Below are 18,300 nucleotides of genomic sequence, written 5' to 3'. Positions count from 1 at the left end.
CGGAAGTGGTATCCGGCAACCGCAAAAACAGAGACTCGCATCATGGATATTGTATTTATTGAACAGCTGTCGGTTATCACGACTATTGGCGTTTACGACTGGGAACAGACGATTTCGCAGAAGCTGGTGTTCGATGTCGAAATGGCCTGGGATAACCGCGTCGCGGCGGCCAGCGACGACGTCAACGACTGCCTGAGCTATGCGGACGTTTCCGAAGCGATTATTAACCATGTCGCAGGCGGCCGCTTCGCGCTGGTCGAGCGCGTGGCAGAAGAGGTTGCCACCCTGCTGCTGACGCGTTTCGGGTCGCCGTGGGTGCGGATCAAACTGAGCAAGCCGGGCGCGGTAGCGCAGGCGCTTCAGGTTGGCGTAATCATCGAACGAGGGACTATTCCGAAATAAGCGCAATGTGATTGCCATCACGATGAAACCAAACCACATTATGGGCTGTCTGAGGATTGGCCCGCCTTTCTGCGGGCACAATTTTGGCGGTGGCGTACAGCGACCGCCTTTTTAATGGCTTTGATACGGATAGGGGTAGATTTGATGGCAGATATTCATCAGCTATGGGTGGCAGCAATCCTTGGGATTGTTGAGGGGTTAACGGAGTTTCTCCCCGTCTCTTCCACCGGGCACATGATCATTGTCGGTCATCTGTTGGGCTTTGAAGGTGATAAAGCCGATACGTTTGAAGTAGTTATTCAGCTGGGATCGATCCTGGCGGTGGTAGTGATGTTCTGGCGTCGTCTGTTTGGCCTGATTGGCATCCACTTTGGCAAAGTGCCGCACGAAGGCACAGGCAAAGGGCATCTGACGCTGATCCACATCCTGCTGGGTATGATGCCGGCCGTGGTGATTGGCCTGATTTTTCACGATAAAATTAAAACGCTTTTCAATCCCATTAACGTGATGTACGCGCTGGTTGTCGGCGGCGTTCTGCTGCTGGCGGCGGAATATCTCAAACCCAAACAGCCTAAAGCCGTAGGGATTGACGATATGACTTACCGTCAGGCCTTTATGATTGGCTGTTTCCAGTGTCTGGCGCTGTGGCCGGGCTTTTCTCGCTCCGGCGCGACCATTTCCGGCGGCATGCTGATGGGCGTGAGTCGTTATGCGGCCTCCGAGTTCTCATTCCTTCTGGCTGTGCCGATGATGATGGGCGCGACGGTGCTGGATCTGTATAAGAGCCTGGTCTTCCTGACGATGGCTGATATGCCAATGTTCGCCGTAGGTTTCCTCACGGCCTTCGTGGTGGCGCTGATTGCTATCAAGGTCTTCCTGAAGCTGATCCAGCGTATCTCCTTCGTTCCTTTCGCTATCTACCGCTTTATTGTGGCCGCTGCGGTCTACATGATTTTCGTCTAGTCAAAAAAAGCCGGACGTTTGTCCGGCTTCTTTTTAAAGCGGCTCTGCCCGCCAGGCTGCCAGTGCGGCAATACGCCTTCGCGTTAGCTCTTCCCTGACCTCCACGCCTTTGTAACCCGCCGCGACCACGTCTTTGGTCGACACGTTCTGCACAATCTCAAACGCCTTGCGCAGATAGTCGCCCTGCGGGTAAGCATTGTTCTCAAATCCGGTGCGGCCGCGCGCGTCCGCTTCGCTGGTCAGCGCAATTTGCTCCACGCGATGGGGCTTGCGCCAGGCGTCAATGCGATCGAAGAGGGCGACCAGCGTTTCCGGACTTTGCCGCTCGACGGTATGCACTAAATCGTGAAATTCCGTCACCAGCAGCGCCAGATCGCGAATGGCGTTCGGCACGCGCAGGCGCTGGCAAAGCTGCTCCACCAGCGGCACGCCCGCCGGGCCGTGACCATGATGGCTCGGCCATTTTTCCGGCGGCGTCAGCGCTTTGCCGACGTCATGAAACAGCGTGGCGAAACGCACGTCTACTTCATCGCTCAGCTCAGCGGCAATCGCCAGCGTCATCAGCGTATGCACGCCGGTATCGATTTCCGGATGCCATTTGGCCGGTGCCGGCACGCCGTAAAGATTGTCCAGCTCGGGAAAAAGCACGGCGAGGGCGCCGCAGTCGCGCAGCACCTGAAAATAGACCTGAGGCGTGCGGGTTTCCAGCGCCTTTTCGGTCTCTTTCCAGACGCGCTCGGGCGTCAGCGCGCTCAGTTCGCCGCTTTCCGCCATCGAGCGCATCAACGCCAGCGTTTCCCCGGCAATCACGAAACCAAGGTGAGCAAAACGCGCGGCAAAGCGCGCCACGCGCAGCACGCGCAGCGGATCTTCGTTAAAGGCGGCGGAAACATGGCGTAGCTGACGCTGTTCGATATCGGCACGGCCATTGTAGGGATCGTAATAGCGGCCCTCGTCATCCTGAGCGATGGCGTTAATAGTCAGATCGCGGCGCTGCAAATCCTGCTCCAGCGTCACGTCTGGCGCGGCATAGCAGACAAAACCGGTATAGCCGCTGCCGTTTTTGCGCTCGGTGCGCGCCAGCGCGTATTCCTGCTGCGTGTCAGGATGCAGGAACACGGGAAAATCACGGCCGACCTGCTGAAAGCCGAGCGCCAGCATCTCGGCAGGCGAAGCGCCTACCACCACCCAATCTTTGTCTTTGACCGGCAAATTTAACAGGGCATCGCGTACCGCGCCACCGACAAGATAACTCTTCACTACAGGCTCCCGAACTAAATTTTTCTGGCATCATACGTGAAGTGTAGAAGCTCTCCTACCGTTGTGAAGCGCCTGGCCGGTGGACAAAAAGAGGAGAAGGGCACCGAAAGATGCCCGAAAAAGCGTCAGCTCATCCAGCGATCTTTTTTCTTGCGGCTGGGGATCATATGCGGCAACAGCAGGCCCAGCAGGAGACCGACACCGGCTACGCCGCCGCCATACATAAACCACTGCATAATGATGGTGCGCTGCTTGTCATCAAGCTGCACGTTAGCGGCGCTGACTTTTTTCTGCGCCACGATTAGCTCGTTTTTCAGTTTCTGATTTTCCGCTTTCAGGCCGTTGATCACGTCATCACTGCCCGCGACTTTCTTCTGCATTTCCGCCGTGCGCTGATTCCAGCTGCCGTCGATATTGGCCAGCTTATCGGTCAAATCCTTTACCTGCTGTTCCAGCTGTGGAACGCGAGTGCGTAGGCTTGGCTGCTGACTCAGCTGCGCCAGCGGGATCCATGACGTCCGGCCGTTAGCATCCCGGATCTGGGCATAATGCGTATCATTGTTGGTCTGTACCAGCGCTACTTCTTCCCCCGCGTTCAGCGTGCCCGTCAGGCGGTAGCTGTCGCTGGGGCCGCTGCGTACCCAGGTGGAAAGTTCGTCTGAAATATAGCGCTTCTCTTCGGCATGAAGCGAGGCGGCAACGCTGAAAGTCAGTAAAGTGAGGCCAAGTAAATGCGTTTTTTTCATTCGGTATCTTTTTTGTGAGTGCGGAAAAAAAAGTAATGGCACAGTCTGGAGATGGCTCGCATAAAGCTGAATGAGAACTATCCTGGACTCGACCTGACGCGCAAAGCGCCAGGAAAAGCGGGACAACCAGGGCGATTGTGCATTACTCTTTTCGTCATCTCTGGCTTGCCCGTTACCCGCGGTTTTCGACTTCGCACTGCATAAAAGCCGAGGCCGCAAGGTATAATCTGGCCTTTGTTGACCGTGCCGCTAATCTGATTAAGAAAATATGACCATAGAAATTGAATTAAAGTTCATTACCACGCCTGAAGGCGCCGAAAAGCTGCCGGCTCGTCTCGCTGCCTGGCCAAACGTGCACAGCGCGCCGCAGAAACTGACCAACATCTATTTTGAAACGCCGGATCGCCAGCTGCGCCGCTGGGATATGGGGCTGCGTATTCGCGGCTTTGGCGACAGCTATGAAATGACGCTGAAAACGGCGGGGAAAACCGTCGGCGGTCTGCATCAGCGCCCGGAATACAATGTAGCGTTGGAAAAGCCCGAGCTGGCCATCGCGCAGCTGCCGGCGGAAATCTGGCCGCAGGACTGTGATGTAGCGGCGTTACAGGCGCAGCTGCAGCCGCTGTTCAGCACCCACTTCGTGCGGGAAAAGTGGGTGGTTACTTACCTGAACAGCGAGATTGAAGTGGCTTTTGACCACGGCGAAGTGCAGGCGGGCGAGCTAAGCGAGCCGCTGAACGAAATCGAGCTGGAGCTGAAAACCGGCGAGCGTGCCGACCTGATGGCTTTTGCGGCTGAACTGGCGGACATGGGCGGACTGCGTTTGGGCAGCCTGAGCAAAGCCGCGCGCGGTTACGGCCTGGCGCAGGGTCAGAGCCAGCGCGAGCTGCGCCCGTTGCCGATCCTGAAAGTGAAGCCGAAAGCCACGGTTGAAGAGGGGATGCTGGGCGCTTTTACGCTGGCGCTAAGTCAGTGGCAGTATCATGAAGAGCTGTGGCTACGCGGCACCCCGTCTGCGCTGCGTGGCATCAACGAAGCGCTGGAAACGCTGCGTCAGGCTTTTGCTCTGTTCGGCACGCTGGTGCCGCGTAAGGCCAGCAGCGAACTGCGCCAAAAGCTGAACGAGCTGGAAGAGGCGCTGGCGGAGCAAAAGCCGCAGCCGTCGCTCTGCTTTACGCCGCTCTGGCTACAAACCCAGTTGGCGCTTACTAACTGGATAGCCAGCGAAGGCTGGCGTCCGTTTATCGACAGCAAAACCGACAGCAAGCTGCAAGGCTCCTTCAAGCGCTTCTGCGACATCATGCTGGGCCGCGTCTCTGCCGACCTGAAAGAGACGTTTGCCCACGTGCGTCAGACCAATGAATATCAGGACAAGCTGACCCGTTTGCAGCGTCAACTGCTCGCCGCGCGTCTGCTGGCCGGCGCCTATGACGAAACCGCCGTGGCGGCCTGGCTGGGCGCATGGGAACAGCTGGCCCACGCGATTAAAACGCATCAGGAAGCCTGGCTGGAGTCGTATCGCCATCAGGCGCTGAAGCAGTCGGTTTTCTGGAAAAACGGCGGCGCCTGATTTCGACCGCCCTCACAGGGAGTTACCTATGTCGCCTTTAACTTTACCGCCTCTGCCGCCGCTGCTTGCCGCGCTACCGGTTACCGCTGACGATCCCGCGCTGCGTGCCGCTATGGCCTTCAGCGATTTCATCAGCGAAAACCTGACGCGCTATCCTGAATGGCAGCAGGAACTGCAGCAAAGGGCGCCGGAGCCGGAAGAGTGGCGACATTATGCCGACTGGCTGGCGGAAGAAATGGCGCAGGTTTCGGACGAAGCCGCGCTTATGCGCGAGCTACGCCTGTTTCGTCGCCATATGCTGACGCGTATCGCCTGGATGCAGGCGCTGTCGCTCAGCAGCACGCAGGCAACATTACGGCAGCTGAGCGTGCTGGCGGAAACGCTGATCGTGGCGGCGCGCGACTGGCTGTGGCAGGCCTGCTGCCGCGAGCTGGGCACGCCGGTTAACGCGCAGGGCGAACCGCAGCCGCTGCTGATCCTGGGGATGGGCAAGCTCGGCGGTGGCGAGCTGAACTTCTCTTCGGATATCGATTTAATCTTTACCTGGCCGGAAAACGGCGTCACCCAGGGCGGGCGCCGCGAGCTGGATAACGCGCAGTTTTTTACTCGTCTGGGCCAGCGGCTGATCAAAGTGCTCGATCAGCCGACCATCGACGGCTTCGTTTATCGGGTAGATATGCGCCTGCGTCCTTTTGGCGACAGCGGCCCGCTGGTGCTGAGCTTTGCCGCGCTGGAGGATTACTATCAGGAGCAGGGACGCGACTGGGAGCGCTACGCGATGGTGAAAGCGCGGCTGATGGGCGGCGCGGACGATCGCTGGAGCCAGGAGCTGGAGCAGATGCTGCGGCCCTTTGTCTATCGCCGCTATATCGATTTCAGCGTGATCCAGTCGCTGCGCAATATGAAAAGCATGATTGCCAGAGAAGTGCGTCGGCGCGGGCTGAAAGACAATATCAAGCTGGGCGCGGGCGGCATCCGCGAAACGGAATTTATCGTGCAGGTTTTTCAGCTGATCCGTGGCGGACGTGAGCGCTCGCTACAGCTGCGGGCCTTTTTACCCACGCTTCAGGCCATCAGCGATCTGCATCTGCTGCCCGCAGAGCAGGCGCTACGGCTACAGGAAGCGTACCTGTTTTTACGCCGCCTGGAGAATCTGCTGCAAAGCATCAATGACGAACAGACGCAAACGCTGCCCTCGGACGATCTTAATCGTGCACGGCTGGCGTGGGCGATGGGCACCACGGGCTGGGCGGAGATGTACGGCCAGCTGGAACAGCATATGGCCGCCGTACGCGCTATTTTCGACGAGCTAATCGGCGATGACGCGCCGGAGGCGGGCGACAGCAAAGACACGGACGACTATGGCATCCTGTGGCAGGATCGCCTGGAGGAACCGGAGCTGGCGGCGCTGGTGCCTCATCTTACCGCCGAAGCGCAGCAGCGGCTGCTGCGCGCGATCGGCGATTTTCGCCAGGACGTGGATAAACGCACCATTGGCCCGCGTGGTCGCCAGGCGCTGGATCTGCTGATGCCGGGCCTGCTGGCCGAGGTTTGCCCGCGTGAAGATGCCGACGTCACGCTCGGTCGTCTGACGCCGCTGCTGCTGGGCATAGTGACGCGCACTACCTACCTGGAGCTGCTGACGGAATATCCGGGCGCGCTTAAGCATCTGATCCGGCTCTGTGCGGCCTCGCCGATGGTGGCCGATCAGCTGGCGCGCTATCCGCTGCTGCTGGACGAGCTGCTGGATCCCGCCACGCTTTACCAGCCCACGGCCACGGATGCCTATCGCGACGAGCTGCGGCAGTATCTGTTGCGCATCCCGGAAGAGGACGAAGAGCAGCAGCTGGAAGCGCTGCGTCAGTTCAAGCAGGCGCAGCATTTGCGCATCGCCGCGGCCGATATTGCGGGCACGCTGCCGGTTATGAAGGTCAGCGATCATCTTACCTGGCTGGCGGAAGCCATTGTGGAGCAGGTGGTGCAGCAGGCCTGGCAGATGATGGTGCAGCGCTACGGGCGGCCTTCGCACCTTAACGAGCCGCAGGCGCGCGGCTTCGCGGTCATCGGCTACGGCAAGCTGGGCGGCTGGGAGCTGGGCTACAGTTCGGATCTTGACCTGGTGTTCCTGCACGACTGTCCGGCAGAAGCGGTGACGGACGGCGAGCGCAGCATTGATGGCCGCCAGTTTTATCTGCGGCTTGCGCAGCGCATCATGCACCTGTTCAGCACCCGCACGTCGTCCGGCATTTTATACGAGGTGGACGCCAGGCTGCGTCCTTCCGGCGCGGCGGGCATGCTGGTCAGCACCTTCGCGGCTTTTGATGATTATCAGCGTCATGAAGCCTGGACCTGGGAACATCAGGCGCTGGTACGGGCGCGCATCGTTTTTGGCGACGCGGCGTTAAGCCAGCGCTTTACCGGGATCCGCCGGGGCATTCTGTGTTTACCGCGCGAGCCGGAAAAGCTGAAAACGGAAGTCCGGGAAATGCGCGAGAAGATGCGCGCGCATCTGGGCAACCGACAAAAAGGGCGTTGGGATATCAAAGCGGATCGCGGCGGCATTACCGATATTGAATTCATTACGCAATATCTGGTCTTACGCTATGCCGCGACGGAGCCAGAGCTGACGAGCTGGTCGGATAACGTACGCATCCTGGCGCTGTTGGCGCGCCACGGCAGAATGAGCGAGGAAGAGGCGCATTCGCTGACCCACGCTTACGTTACGCTGCGTAACGAGCTGCACAGGCTGGCGCTCCAGGCTTTACCGGGCCAGCTTGCGCCGGAGGCGTTCAGCGCGGAGCAATCCGTGGTCAACGCCAGCTGGCAGCGCTGGCTGGAGGCGTGATCGTGGCGCAATGGGCGCAATTGACGGCATGTGCTATCATCGCGCGCACTATTTTTTGACTGACTGCAGCCTGGAGTATCTGGAATGAAAATGACGCTGCCCGATTTTAACCGTGCGGGTGTTCTGGTTGTTGGCGACGTGATGCTGGATCGCTACTGGTATGGCCCAACCAGCCGTATTTCCCCTGAAGCGCCGGTGCCGGTGGTTAAGGTGGACAACGTGGAGGAGCGTCCCGGCGGGGCGGCCAACGTGGCGATGAATATCGCTTCGCTCGGCGCCAGTTCCCGTCTGGTCGGCCTGACTGGCGTGGATGATGCGGCGCGCGCGCTGAACGACGCGCTCACCGGCGTTAACGTGCAGTGTGATTTTGTTACCGTCGCCACGCATCCTACCATCACCAAGCTGCGCGTGCTGTCGCGCAACCAGCAGCTGATCCGTCTGGATTTTGAAGAAGGTTTTGGGGGGATCGACGTTGAGCCGCTGCACCAGCGGATCCGCGAGGCGCTGCCGTCCGCAGGCGCGCTGGTGCTTTCCGATTACGCCAAAGGCGCGCTGGACAGCGTGGAAAGCATTATTGCCATCGCCCGCGAGGCGAAGGTACCGGTGCTGGTCGATCCGAAAGGGACCGATTTCGAGCGCTATCGCGGTGCGACCATCCTGACGCCAAACCTTTCCGAATTTGAAGCCGTCGTCGGCAAGTGCAAAGACGAAGCGGAGATTGTCGAGCGCGGCATGGCGCTGATGCAGCAGTTCGAGCTGTCGGCGCTGCTGGTGACGCGTTCTGAAAACGGCATGACACTGTTGCAGCCGGGCAAAGAGCCGGTGCATCTGCCAACCCAGGCGCAGGAAGTCTATGACGTGACCGGCGCGGGCGATACGGTGATCGGCGTACTGGCCGCCGCGCTGGCCGCAGGCAATACGCTGGAAGAGAGCTGCTTCCTGGCTAACGCCGCCGCAGGCGTGGTGGTGGGCAAGCTGGGAACGTCAACGGTTTCGCCAGTCGAGCTGGAAAACGCCATTCGCGCACGGCCCGAGGCCGGTTTCGGCGTGATGAGCGAGGCGCAGCTGAAAGAGGCGGTGGCGCTGGCGCGTCGTCGCGGCGAGAAAGTGGTGATGACCAACGGCTGCTTCGATATTCTTCATGCCGGCCACGTCTCCTATCTGGCCAACGCGCGCAAGCTTGGCGATCGCCTGATTGTCGCGGTCAACAGCGATGCATCCACCAAACGGCTGAAAGGCGAGAGTCGTCCGGTCAATCCGCTGGAAAACCGGATGATCGTGCTGGGCGCGCTGGAAGCGGTCGACTGGGTGGTGGCCTTTGAAGAAGATACGCCGCAGCGGGTTATTGCCGATATCCTGCCTGATCTGCTGGTAAAAGGCGGCGATTACAAGCCGGAAGAGATCGCGGGCAGCAAAGAGGTGTGGGCAAACGGCGGCGAAGTGCGCGTGCTGAACTTTGAAGATGGGATCTCCACCAGCAATATCATCAAGGCCATTCAGGCGAAAAGCTGATGAGGACGCGGGCAAAAAAGGCCCGCCCTTAAACGACAAAAGGCGCCGGTTGAACACGGCGCCTTTTTTTAAACGGTTTCGCCTTCGGCGTTACTGCATATCTTCCGTTTTCAGCACTTCTTTCGGCATATCCGCTTTCGGCGCATCCACGCCACGGCTTTCCAGCTCGGCGATACGGGCTTCCAGCGCGGCCAGCTTTTCACGAGTACGCAGCAGCACCTGCGTCTGCACGTCAAATTCTTCGCGGTTAACCAGGTCCAGCCGGGTCAGCTGTGACTGCAGGGTCTGGCGGATTTTCTTTTCGACATCATCGCCAAACTCACGGATCCCTTTTGGCATAGAGTCATGAACCTGACGAGCAAGTTGTTCAATTTTTTTCGGGTCAATCATGGCGGCTTCCTGATAGCGGCAAAGTTTCGTTAAGTGTAATGCCATAACCACAAAGGTTAAACCCAAAAACGTGAAAGCGGCAAAATGGCTAACGATTTGCTTATTTTGTTCGTTGCCCTGCTTTTTTTTCGGCGCTATAGTAATCAGGCTTATTCTCAGGGCGGGGCGAAATTCCCCACCGGCGGTAAATCGGCTACGGCTGAAAGCCCGCGAGCGCTTCAGATCTTCCTGGTCTGAAGGTCAGCAGATCCGGTGTAATTCCGGGGCCGACGGTTAAAGTCCGGATGGGAGAGAGTAACGTATCCTGTCGGGTCTACGCCCGCCACGCCGTTATTTTTTGTCGCTGCAAGACACTCCTAAGCTCGCCCTGGTTCTGGTAACCCATATTACACAAAGGATTATTTACCATGAATCAGACGCTTCTTTCTGAATTTGGCACGCCTGAACAGCGTGTGGAACGCGCTATCGACGCGCTGCGCAATGGCCGTGGCGTCATGGTGCTGGATGATGAAGATCGTGAAAACGAAGGCGATATGATTTTCGCCGCAGAAACCATGACCGTCGAACAAATGGCGCTGACCATTCGTCACGGCAGCGGCATTGTCTGCCTGTGCCTGAACGAAGAACGTCTCCGCCAGCTGGAACTGCCGATGATGGTAGAGAACAACACCAGCTCTTTTGGCACCGGCTTTACCGTTACCATTGAGGCGGCGGAAGGCGTGACCACCGGTGTTTCCGCTGCGGATCGCATCACCACCATTCGTGCGGCCGTGGCCGATAATGCTAAACCGAGCGATCTGCACCGTCCGGGCCACGTGTTTCCTCTGCGCGCTCGTGAAGGCGGCGTGCTGACGCGCGGCGGCCATACCGAAGCCTCTATTGATTTAGTGACGCTGGCCGGTTTCAAACCTGCAGGCGTATTGTGCGAGCTGACCAACGACGACGGCACGATGGCCCATGCGCCTGAAGCCATCGCCTTTGCGAAACAGCACGCGATGCCGGTGGTGACCATTGAAGATCTGGTCGCTTACCGCCGCAGCCGTGAAACGCGTCAGGCAAGCTAAGCGCATTGCCGCGCTTCTGTACGCATAGCTAACGTCGTGCAGGCGCGCGGCGCGAGAGTTTTCGCGCTGCGGTTTTTTGCGCATCAGCTTCTCCGTTCCACTGGCCTGACAGCGCCCGCCTGGCCCGATAGCGTCTGCTTTTCGCCTAACAGGCCCAATGGGCGCTGGTTTCCACGTGAGGCAAAATTTGCCTCACCGTTCGTCTTTAGCTCAGGCCGGCGCTTTCCAACAGCGTCAGGCTCAGCCCCATTACCGTCATACCGCAGAGTACGCCATAGCTGGGATTCACATCCGGCGCGATATCGCGCGCCAGCGGCATCAGTTCGTCAACGGACAGCGCCACCATGATCCCGGCGACGGCGGCCATAACCGCGCCCATTACCAGCGGTGACAGCCATGGCCCCATCAGCATGAAAGCTATAAGGCCGCCGGCGATCTCCGCCATGCCGGAAATCCCTGCCCAGAACAGCGCCTTCTTTTTCGATCCTGTTGCGGCGTACATCGGCCCGGCGACGGCCAGCCCTTCGGGAATATTATGAATGGCTACCGCCAGCGCAATGCCCATCCCCAGCTCCAGATCGCTGCTGGCGGTCACAAAGGTTGCGATACCTTCCGGGAAATTGTGCAGGCTGATGCCAAGCGTCAGCAGCAGCGCGGTACGACGTAGATTCTGCGGCGATTTACCGCCCATCAGATCCTGGGGATGGTGGTGCGGCAACAGCTTGTCCAGCGCAAAATAACCGAGCAGGCCAACGATAAACATGCCATAGCCCAACAGCGGCGACATTCCCTCCGCCTTCAGCGCGGCGGGCAGCATCTCCATCAGCGAAATCAACAGCATAATACCGGCGGCAAAGCCCAGCGCAAAAGCCAGCGCTCGCGCCGACGGCTTTTGGCCGATAACGCCCAGGAAGGCCCCGATAAAAGTGGCGCCGCCGGCCAGCAGAGTCAGCAGTAAAGGTATGGACACAAACGTCTCTCCTGTTCCCGAAAAAGTATAGCCTTTGCTATACATTAGCAGAGAAAAAGTACGCGTAACGTCAGGAAATGTCATTTCCGATCCATCAAAATTCCTGACGATCTTCATCATGCTTATCCGGCTTTCCCGGTGCTAAAAAGAGCGTAACGTATTCGGTATCGCTTTAATGTCCGGAGAGAGTTATGAAATCACTGATGCCCGCGCTTTTTCTGGGCCACGGCAGCCCGATGAACGTGCTGGAAGAAAATGCCTATACGCAAAGCTGGCGCGAGCTGGGGCAGAACTTGCCGCGTCCGAAGGGAATTATTGCTGTCTCCGCCCATTGGTATACGCGCGGAACGGCGGTGACCGCGATGGAAAAGCCGCGCACCATCCACGATTTTGGCGGTTTCCCGCAGGCGCTGTTTGATACGCGTTACCCTGCGCCCGGTTCGCCTGCGCTGGCGAAAGAAATAGCGGACGCGCTGGCACCGGTCGAGGTGGTGCAGGATCAGGCGTGGGGGCTGGATCACGGCGCCTGGGGCGTGCTGATAAAAATGTATCCGCGGGCCGATATCCCGGTGGTGCAGCTTAGCGTGGACGGCACCAAACCCGCCGCTTACCACTTTGCGCTGGGCCGCAGGCTGACCGCGCTGCGCGAACGCGGCTATATGATTGTCGCCAGCGGCAACGTGGTGCATAACCTGCGGATGGCAAGCCGGGACGACAGTGCGAAACCGCACGGCTGGGCTGTCTCATTTAATCACTACGTGCGTGAGCATCTGGCGTGGGAAGGGCCAGTGGAAGATCATCCACTGGTTAATTTTATGCAGCATGAAGGCGCGGCGCTTGCTAACCCAACGCCGGAGCATTATCTGCCGCTGCTTTACGTTCTGGGCGCGCGGGAGCCGGGCGAAACCATTTCCGTGCCCGCAGACGGGCTGGAAATGGCAGCAATCAGTATGCTTTCGGTACGGGTAGGATAAGATCCGCCAGAACCTATTCGATAAAGGTATGCGGGTAAAATCGGGAGAGATCCTGGGTGATCAGGTCACGATCTTCGCGCAGGCCAATACCGGCTGGTTGATCGTCAATCAGCCAGCTGCCGATCAGCGTATAGCTGTCGCCAAACTTCGGCAGCGGATGGAACTGCTGCACGATCATGCCTTCTTCGCCATAAGGGCCGTCCACGCGGGCAATCTCTTTGCCGTTTTCCACGATGCGGATGTTAGCGCCCTCGCGTGAAAACAGCGGTTTGACCACATATTTATCCATCGCCGGCACGTTATCTTCTGCAAAATAAGCGGGCAGCAGATTAGGATGATTGGGAAACATTTTCCACAGCATCGGCAGCAGCGCCTTATTGGAAATAATGCTTTTCCACGCCGGCTCCAGCCAGCGCACGCCGGCATCGGCCAGCTTGGTGGAAAACGTCTCGCGCAGCATGAACTCCCAGGGATAAAGCTTGAAAAGGTTGCCGATTACCTGGTCATGCACGTCGGTAAACTGGCCTTTTTCGCCCAGGCCGATTTCGTCGATATAGAGGAACTCGCTTGGCAGCCCTGCCTCCGTCGCGCAATCCTGAAGATACTGCACGGTGCCGCGATCTTCATCCGTATCGCGGCAGCAGGCAAAGTGCAGCCAGCTAAAGCCGTGCTGCTGATGCAGCGCCGCAAAGCGGTCGATCAGCTTCTCCTGCAGGCTGTTGAACTGATCGCTACCGGCCGGCAGATTGCCAGCGCTAAGCTGATCTTCCAGCCAGATCCACTGAAAGAAAGCGGCTTCGTACAAGGAGGTCGGCGTGTCGGCGTTGTTTTCCAGCAGTTTGGCATCCGTCTGCCCATCCCAGGCCAGATCCAGCCGGGAGTAGAGCGAAGGCTGGCTGGTTTTCCACGAGGTGCGAACAAAATCCCAGGTATGTTTCGGGATGCGGAATTTCGCCAGCAGCTCCTCGCTGTTGACCACTTTGTCCACCACCTGCAGGCACATCTGATGCAGCTCGGCGGTTACCGCCTCCAGCTTCTCGATTTGCGCCAGCGTAAACTGATAATAAGCGTCCTCGCACCAGTAAGGCTCGCCGTGCATGGTGTGGAAGCGAAAGCCATATTCGGTGGCTTTTTCACGCCAGTTGGGACGTTCTGCAATCGCCAGACGCTGCACGCTTAACCTCCGAAAGACCGGCTGGAGCCGGACGTTGCGCTGCTGCGCTGCATAGTGGACTGCTTCGCCACGCTTTCGCCAAAGCCGCCGCGCGTCACGGTGCTGGTGGTGGCCGGTTTCGGCGCCAGCGCGGTTTTCGGCACGGTCATGGTGCGGCCCGGCGTCGCGGTGCCAAAGCTTTTTCCGCTGGCGTCAACAAACTGGCCTCTGGCCGGGCTGTTTGGCGAGCGCGAGGTAAACAGCGGCTGCTGGGCAAAGCCTGCGCCCCCGCCCATCAGGCGACCCATCATATAACCGGCCATCAGCGGCATCCAGAAGCTGCCGCTCTGCTGGGATTCGGCGTTGGTGGTGCCGACGCCGGCCTGCGCGGGCGCCTGCTGGCACTGGCCTTCGCCGAACTCCGCCACGCAGTCTTCACGAGTCGCGTATTTCGGCGCGGTTTTTTCCGCCTCTTTTTTGGCGTTGTTGTAGGCCGTGGTGCACTGTTCGCTTTTGCCAGGATTGGCGCTGGAGCAGTCGTCCGCATTTTGATAAAGCGAGACGGTTTCGTCCGATTGTTCGCAACCGGCCAGCATAAATACGGCGGTTACCGCCAGCGCTACCGGAGTGAGGTGGCGTGCGCTCCAGCTTTTGCGAAAGGAGGCATGATTAATTTTTTTTGTCCGTTTCATGACATTCTGTCCTGAGCCCAAAGGTAATGCTTAGAATAGGGGAACGGCGGTGGAAATTGAAGCAACGAGCGGCAATGTGAAGGGGATCTTTACTTAGCTATACGTTTGAAAGTAAAAGGGGCAGCCAGGCTGCCCCAAAATGCTTAATGGCGGAACGGATTACCGCTGGCCGGCGCGGATGCCTGAGCCGCCGCCGGTGCCGCAGCACGCTGCACGGCAGGCGAGGCCGCCGTTTGCGCGCCGTTTGCCGCTGCATCCTGCTGGGTGTTTTCCGGCGCTACCGCTTCTGGTGAAGTTGGGACTTCTTTACCCAGGCGGCTGTTCAGCATCTGCAGATCCTGCTCGTTCAGCGTACCCAGAGCCGATTTAATATTCAGCTCGTTGATCATGTAGCTGTAGCGCGCGTTGGAAAGCTGCTGCTTGGCGTTATATAATGTGGTGGTCGCATCCAGCACGTCAACGATGGTGCGCGTACCTACCTGATAACCCGCTTCCATTGCATCCAGCGAGCTTTGCGCCGAAACCACGGCCTGCTTGTAAGCATTGATGCTGCTGATGGACGCATTCACGTTGTTAAAGGATGAACGCACGGTCTGTACCGCGGTACGGTGTGCGCTTTCGAGCTGCTCGCTGGCGGAAACAAAAGCGTACTGCGACTGTTTCACCTGCGAGGTGACCGAGCCGCCGCTATACAACGGCAGCGTGAAGCTCAGGCCCACCTGGTTGTTGCCGCTGATGCTGTCCTGATAGGCTGCGCTGTTGGCGCGGCTGCCGCCATATTTGTTGTTCGACAGGCCGCTTTGCGCAGTCAGATCCAGCGTTGGCATATGGCCGGTTTCCGACAGGCGGATCTGCTCACGCGCCAGATCCTGGTTCAGACGAGCGGAAAGCAGGCTAAGGTTGCGGCTTTCGGCTTCCTTCAGCAGCGCGTTGACCGGCTGCGGTTTTTCCGTCTGGAAGCTGTCGACGTTCAGCGAAGCCAGGCTCAGATAGTAGTTGCCCGTGACCTGACGCAGCGTTTCCAGATTATTATCCAGATTGTTGCGGGCCGTCACTTCGTTGGCCAGCACGCTGTCGTACTGCGCACGCGCGTTTTGCACATCCGTAATCGCCACCAGGCCGACGTTGAAACGCTGCGTGGTTTGATCCAGCTGACGGTAGATCGACTGTTTCTGCGCTTCGGTATAAGAAAGCGTGTCGATGGCGTTTAATACGTTAAAATAAGCGGTAGCGGTGTTGAGGATCAGATTCTGCTGTGCGACCTGGTAGGTAACATCCTGTACGCCTGCCGTTTTTTCCTGCAGCGTCAGCGCGCGCCATTTCGACATATCGAAAATGGTTTGCGTCAGCTGCAGTGTGCCGCTGGTCGTGGTGCTGTGCAGACCGCTGCTGTCGCGATAGCCGTTGCTGTAGGTATAATCCGCACCCAAACCTAACTGAGGCAGTAAAGGGCTGCGCGCTTCGTTGATTTTCTCAAACGCGGCATCGCGATCGGCTGCAGAACTGCGAAGATCGGGGTTAGACAACCGGGCCTGCTGGTAGATCTGCAACAGGTTTTCCGCCTGGCTGGCGACGCTGAAGCCGCCCAGGCCCAGGCCGATAAGTAAAGGGAGCAGTTTCTTCATTTGCATTCCTTGTTATGCAGCAATATTGCTATGGTAGCGCTGTCGTAAGCCAAAAAAATTATCGCCGATTCTACCAGAGTAAATGAAAGAGATAAGTTGGCTGAAAGTGCCATGTTGCCACAATTTACTCAATTTAATCATTAAGAACTACACTCTGGGCGGATTTCAGCACTCTTTTCCCGCTTTCGCCACCACCCTTACAGGAGCGTAAACCGTGAGCAGCGACAAAAAATACCCGGTGACTTTCACAAAAAACGATGTAGAAATTATTGCACGTGAGCCGTGTTATAAAGGTTTTTTTTCACTCACTCGTTATCGCTTTCGCCATCGGCTGTTTAACGGCGGCATGAGCAAAGAAGTCACCAGAGAGGTTTTTGAGCGCGGCCATGCCGCCGTCCTGCTGCCTTACGATCCGGTGAGCGATCGGGTGGTATTGATTGAACAAATCCGCATTCCCGCTTTTGACAGCAGCCCAACGCCCTGGCTGTTAGAATTGGTGGCCGGTATTATAGAGCCGGGCGAAACGCCGGAAGACGTTGTCCGGCGCGAAGCGGTAGAAGAAGCCGGGATCAAACCCGCCCGCGTGAAGCCGGTGCTCAGCTACTTAGCCAGCCCCGGCGGCACCAGCGAGCGGCTGGAGATTCTGGTAGGCGAAGTGGATGCCAGCGTGGCGCAGGGAAACCACGGTCTGGAGGAAGAGAATGAGGATATTCTTGTGCATGTGGTCAGCCGCGAACAGGCTTACCGCTGGGTGGAAGAGGGGAAAATAGACAACGCGGCCTCCGTCATCGCTTTGCAATGGCTGGAGCTGCATCATAAAAAACTAAGAGACGAGTGGAAAAACGAATGATAAAGCGCTACGTGCCTGATTTCCCTGAAATGATGCGGCTGTGCGAGACCAATTTCGCGCAGCTGCGTCGGCTGCTGCCGAAAGAAGATCGGGCGGGCGAGTCAGTCACCTGGCAGGTCAACGATGCAAGTTATACGGTGACTATCCAGGAATCGACGCGTTACACTACGCTGGTGGAAATCAAACAGACCGCGCCCGCCGTCAGCTACTGGAGCCTGCCCGCCATGTCCGTGCGGCTCTACCATGACGCAATGGTGGCGGAAGTGTGTTCGACACAGCAGATCTATCGCTTCAAAGCGCGCTATGATTATCCGAATAAAAAGCTGCATCAGCGTGACGAAAAGCATCAGATAAACCAGTTTCTTGCAGACTGGCTGCGCTACTGTTTAGCGCATGGCGCAATGGCCGTTCCGGTGTGGTGAGCCTCTGCCGTGACGGCATTAACCCTAAGGATTGTGATTGGATAGCCTGTTAAAACTTCCTGTGGCGAATGGTCGGGCAAGGGTATTACAGATAACGGACACCCATCTTTTCGCCGGTAAACATGAAACGCTGCTGGGCGTGAACACCTGGGCCAGTTTCGATGCGGTGCTGCAGGCGATTTCCGCCTGTGAAGAGCCGTTTGATCTGATCGTCGCGACCGGCGATCTGGCGCAGGATCACAGCGTGGAAGCCTATCAGCATTTCGCTGAGGGCATCGCGCGTCTGCCCGCGCCATGCGTCTGGCTGCCGGGCAACCACGATTTTCAGCCTGCGATGTTCAACACACTGGCCGAAGCGAAAATCGCTGACGAAAAGCATGTGCTGCTGGGCGAGGAGTGGCAGATCGTGTTGCTGGACAGCCAGGTTTTCGGCGTGCCGCACGGCGAGCTGAGCGACTATCAGCTGGAATGGCTGGACAAAGCGCTGGCGAAGGCGCCGGAGCGCCATACGCTGGTGCTGCTGCATCACCATCCGCTGCCGTCGGGCTGCACCTGGCTCGATCAGCACAGCCTGCGCAATTCGCATATGCTGGAGGCCGTGCTGCAGCGCTATCCGCTGGCGTCGACGCTGCTCTGCGGGCATATTCATCAGGATCTGGATTTGAACTGGAACGGACGCCGCCTGCTGGCGACGCCGTCGACCTGCGTGCAGTTCCGACCGCACTGCACCAACTTTACTATCGATTCCGAAGCGCCGGGCTGGCGCTGGCTGGATCTGTATGCGGATGGCCGGGTGGAAACCCGCGTTGAGCGCCTGACGACGCGCGCCTTCAGCCCCGATCCCGACTCCGAAGGATACTGA

General features: G+C 58.3%; 17 protein-coding genes and 1 riboswitch. Of the genes, 10 read left to right on the top strand and 7 right to left on the bottom strand.

Annotation, left to right across the window (positions count from 1 at the left end; translation table 11 throughout):
* The first annotated feature begins 42 nt into the window (after positions 1-42).
* Both folB and bacA read left to right on the top strand, forming a co-directional pair.
* On the top strand, positions 43-402 hold the full coding sequence (gene folB / locus QCD69_RS00650) for a bifunctional dihydroneopterin aldolase/7,8-dihydroneopterin epimerase (protein WP_253458192.1): 360 nt from the start codon (positions 43-45) through the stop codon (positions 400-402).
* 144 nt (positions 403-546) lie between these two features.
* Positions 547-1,365, top strand: a complete 819-nt coding sequence (bacA, locus tag QCD69_RS00645; protein ID WP_301250645.1) for an undecaprenyl-diphosphate phosphatase — start codon at positions 547-549, stop codon at positions 1,363-1,365.
* Positions 1,366-1,398: 33 nt separating this feature from the next.
* On the opposite strand, the gene QCD69_RS00640 is transcribed toward bacA, so the two are convergent.
* Both QCD69_RS00640 and QCD69_RS00635 read right to left on the bottom strand, forming a co-directional pair.
* The gene (locus tag QCD69_RS00640; protein WP_253458195.1) at positions 1,399-2,625 is read right to left on the bottom strand and encodes a multifunctional CCA addition/repair protein; all 1,227 of its coding nucleotides are present in this window, start codon (positions 2,623-2,625) and stop codon (positions 1,399-1,401) included.
* A gap of 125 nt (positions 2,626-2,750) precedes the next feature.
* Positions 2,751-3,371 carry a TIGR04211 family SH3 domain-containing protein gene (locus tag QCD69_RS00635; RefSeq protein WP_253458197.1) on the bottom strand — a complete coding sequence of 207 codons (621 nt, stop codon included), beginning with the start codon at positions 3,369-3,371 and terminating at the stop codon, positions 2,751-2,753.
* A gap of 268 nt (positions 3,372-3,639) precedes the next feature.
* On the opposite strand from QCD69_RS00635, the gene QCD69_RS00630 reads away from it, so the two are divergent.
* The 3 genes from QCD69_RS00630 to hldE all read left to right on the top strand — a co-directional run bounded on the left by QCD69_RS00630 (position 3,640) and on the right by hldE (position 9,298).
* Complete coding sequence (locus tag QCD69_RS00630) at positions 3,640-4,941, top strand: CYTH domain-containing protein (protein ID WP_301250643.1); 1,302 nt, start codon at positions 3,640-3,642, stop codon at positions 4,939-4,941.
* A 28-nt stretch (positions 4,942-4,969) separates the two neighbouring features.
* A complete protein-coding gene (glnE, locus tag QCD69_RS00625; RefSeq protein WP_301250641.1) occupies positions 4,970-7,786 on the top strand; it encodes a bifunctional [glutamate--ammonia ligase]-adenylyl-L-tyrosine phosphorylase/[glutamate--ammonia-ligase] adenylyltransferase in 2,817 nt (938 codons plus the stop codon).
* A gap of 84 nt (positions 7,787-7,870) precedes the next feature.
* On the top strand, positions 7,871-9,298 hold the full coding sequence (gene hldE / locus QCD69_RS00620; protein ID WP_253458203.1) for a bifunctional D-glycero-beta-D-manno-heptose-7-phosphate kinase/D-glycero-beta-D-manno-heptose 1-phosphate adenylyltransferase HldE: 1,428 nt from the start codon (positions 7,871-7,873) through the stop codon (positions 9,296-9,298).
* A 90-nt stretch (positions 9,299-9,388) separates the two neighbouring features.
* On the opposite strand, the gene ubiK is transcribed toward hldE, so the two are convergent.
* On the bottom strand, positions 9,389-9,688 hold the full coding sequence (ubiK, locus tag QCD69_RS00615) for a ubiquinone biosynthesis accessory factor UbiK (protein ID WP_253458205.1): 300 nt from the start codon (positions 9,686-9,688) through the stop codon (positions 9,389-9,391).
* Between the two features lie 147 nt (positions 9,689-9,835).
* Positions 9,836-9,988: riboswitch (FMN riboswitch) on the top strand.
* Positions 9,989-10,095: 107 nt separating this feature from the next.
* Between ubiK and ribB the strand changes: the two genes are divergently transcribed.
* Positions 10,096-10,752 (top strand): 3,4-dihydroxy-2-butanone-4-phosphate synthase, encoded by a 657-nt coding sequence (gene ribB / locus QCD69_RS00610; protein ID WP_301250638.1) that lies wholly within the window; start codon positions 10,096-10,098, stop codon positions 10,750-10,752.
* A gap of 205 nt (positions 10,753-10,957) precedes the next feature.
* Here the strand turns inward: ribB and zupT are convergent, their stop codons facing one another.
* Positions 10,958-11,722, bottom strand: coding sequence for a zinc transporter ZupT (zupT, locus tag QCD69_RS00605; protein WP_253458209.1), 765 nt, complete (start codon positions 11,720-11,722; stop codon positions 10,958-10,960).
* Between the two features lie 191 nt (positions 11,723-11,913).
* Here zupT and ygiD point away from each other — a divergent pair, with 191 nt between their 5' ends.
* Positions 11,914-12,696, top strand: coding sequence for a 4,5-DOPA dioxygenase extradiol (gene ygiD, locus QCD69_RS00600; protein WP_301250636.1), 783 nt, complete (start codon positions 11,914-11,916; stop codon positions 12,694-12,696).
* 13 nt (positions 12,697-12,709) lie between these two features.
* Here ygiD and QCD69_RS00595 read toward each other — a convergent pair whose 3' ends face one another.
* The 3 genes from QCD69_RS00595 to tolC form a co-directional block, all read right to left on the bottom strand.
* Positions 12,710-13,870 carry a glutathionylspermidine synthase family protein gene (locus QCD69_RS00595; RefSeq protein ID WP_301250635.1) on the bottom strand — a complete coding sequence of 387 codons (1,161 nt, stop codon included), beginning with the start codon at positions 13,868-13,870 and terminating at the stop codon, positions 12,710-12,712.
* A gap of 2 nt (positions 13,871-13,872) precedes the next feature.
* Positions 13,873-14,541, bottom strand: a complete 669-nt coding sequence (locus QCD69_RS00590) for a DUF1190 family protein (protein ID WP_253458220.1) — start codon at positions 14,539-14,541, stop codon at positions 13,873-13,875.
* Positions 14,542-14,684: 143 nt separating this feature from the next.
* A complete protein-coding gene (gene tolC, locus QCD69_RS00585; protein WP_253458223.1) occupies positions 14,685-16,166 on the bottom strand; it encodes an outer membrane channel protein TolC in 1,482 nt (493 codons plus the stop codon).
* 214 nt (positions 16,167-16,380) lie between these two features.
* Between tolC and nudF the strand changes: the two genes are divergently transcribed.
* Genes nudF through cpdA form a run of 3 tightly spaced genes read left to right on the top strand, consistent with a single transcriptional unit; the run spans position 16,381 to position 18,300 of the window.
* The gene (gene nudF, locus QCD69_RS00580; protein WP_253458226.1) at positions 16,381-17,016 is read left to right on the top strand and encodes an ADP-ribose diphosphatase; all 636 of its coding nucleotides are present in this window, start codon (positions 16,381-16,383) and stop codon (positions 17,014-17,016) included.
* On the top strand, positions 17,013-17,438 hold the full coding sequence (locus tag QCD69_RS00575) for a DUF1249 family protein (protein WP_253458229.1): 426 nt from the start codon (positions 17,013-17,015) through the stop codon (positions 17,436-17,438). The genes nudF and QCD69_RS00575 overlap by 4 nt, the downstream gene beginning before the upstream one ends.
* A gap of 37 nt (positions 17,439-17,475) precedes the next feature.
* Entirely contained in the window at positions 17,476-18,300 is an 825-nt protein-coding gene (gene cpdA / locus QCD69_RS00570; protein WP_253458233.1) for a 3',5'-cyclic-AMP phosphodiesterase, read from the top strand.

This window comes from Erwinia sp. PsM31, assembly GCF_030433775.1.
In the GTDB taxonomy this organism is placed as follows: Bacteria; Pseudomonadota; Gammaproteobacteria; order Enterobacterales; family Enterobacteriaceae; genus Erwinia; species Erwinia aeris.
The sequence above is the reverse complement of the archived record's forward strand: the minus strand, read 5'-3'. Positions and strand labels throughout refer to the sequence as shown.

Bases quoted from the DNA above. Each gene is read 5' to 3' on its own strand.
- hldE (WP_253458203.1), top strand. From the start codon at position 7,871: ATGAAAATGACGCTGCCCGATTTTAACCGTGCGGGTGTTCTGGTTGTT.
- ygiD (WP_301250636.1), top strand. From the start codon at position 11,914: ATGAAATCACTGATGCCCGCGCTTTTTCTGGGCCACGGCAGCCCGATG.
- QCD69_RS00575 (WP_253458229.1), top strand. From the start codon at position 17,013: ATGATAAAGCGCTACGTGCCTGATTTCCCTGAAATGATGCGGCTGTGC.
- QCD69_RS00590 (WP_253458220.1), bottom strand. From the start codon at position 14,541: ATGAAACGGACAAAAAAAATTAATCATGCCTCCTTTCGCAAAAGCTGG.
- ribB (WP_301250638.1), top strand. From the start codon at position 10,096: ATGAATCAGACGCTTCTTTCTGAATTTGGCACGCCTGAACAGCGTGTG.
- glnE (WP_301250641.1), top strand. From the start codon at position 4,970: ATGTCGCCTTTAACTTTACCGCCTCTGCCGCCGCTGCTTGCCGCGCTA.
- ubiK (WP_253458205.1), bottom strand. From the start codon at position 9,688: ATGATTGACCCGAAAAAAATTGAACAACTTGCTCGTCAGGTTCATGAC.
- folB (WP_253458192.1), top strand. From the start codon at position 43: ATGGATATTGTATTTATTGAACAGCTGTCGGTTATCACGACTATTGGC.
- QCD69_RS00630 (WP_301250643.1), top strand. From the start codon at position 3,640: ATGACCATAGAAATTGAATTAAAGTTCATTACCACGCCTGAAGGCGCC.
- QCD69_RS00635 (WP_253458197.1), bottom strand. From the start codon at position 3,371: ATGAAAAAAACGCATTTACTTGGCCTCACTTTACTGACTTTCAGCGTT.
- bacA (WP_301250645.1), top strand. From the start codon at position 547: ATGGCAGATATTCATCAGCTATGGGTGGCAGCAATCCTTGGGATTGTT.
- tolC (WP_253458223.1), bottom strand. From the start codon at position 16,166: ATGAAGAAACTGCTCCCTTTACTTATCGGCCTGGGCCTGGGCGGCTTC.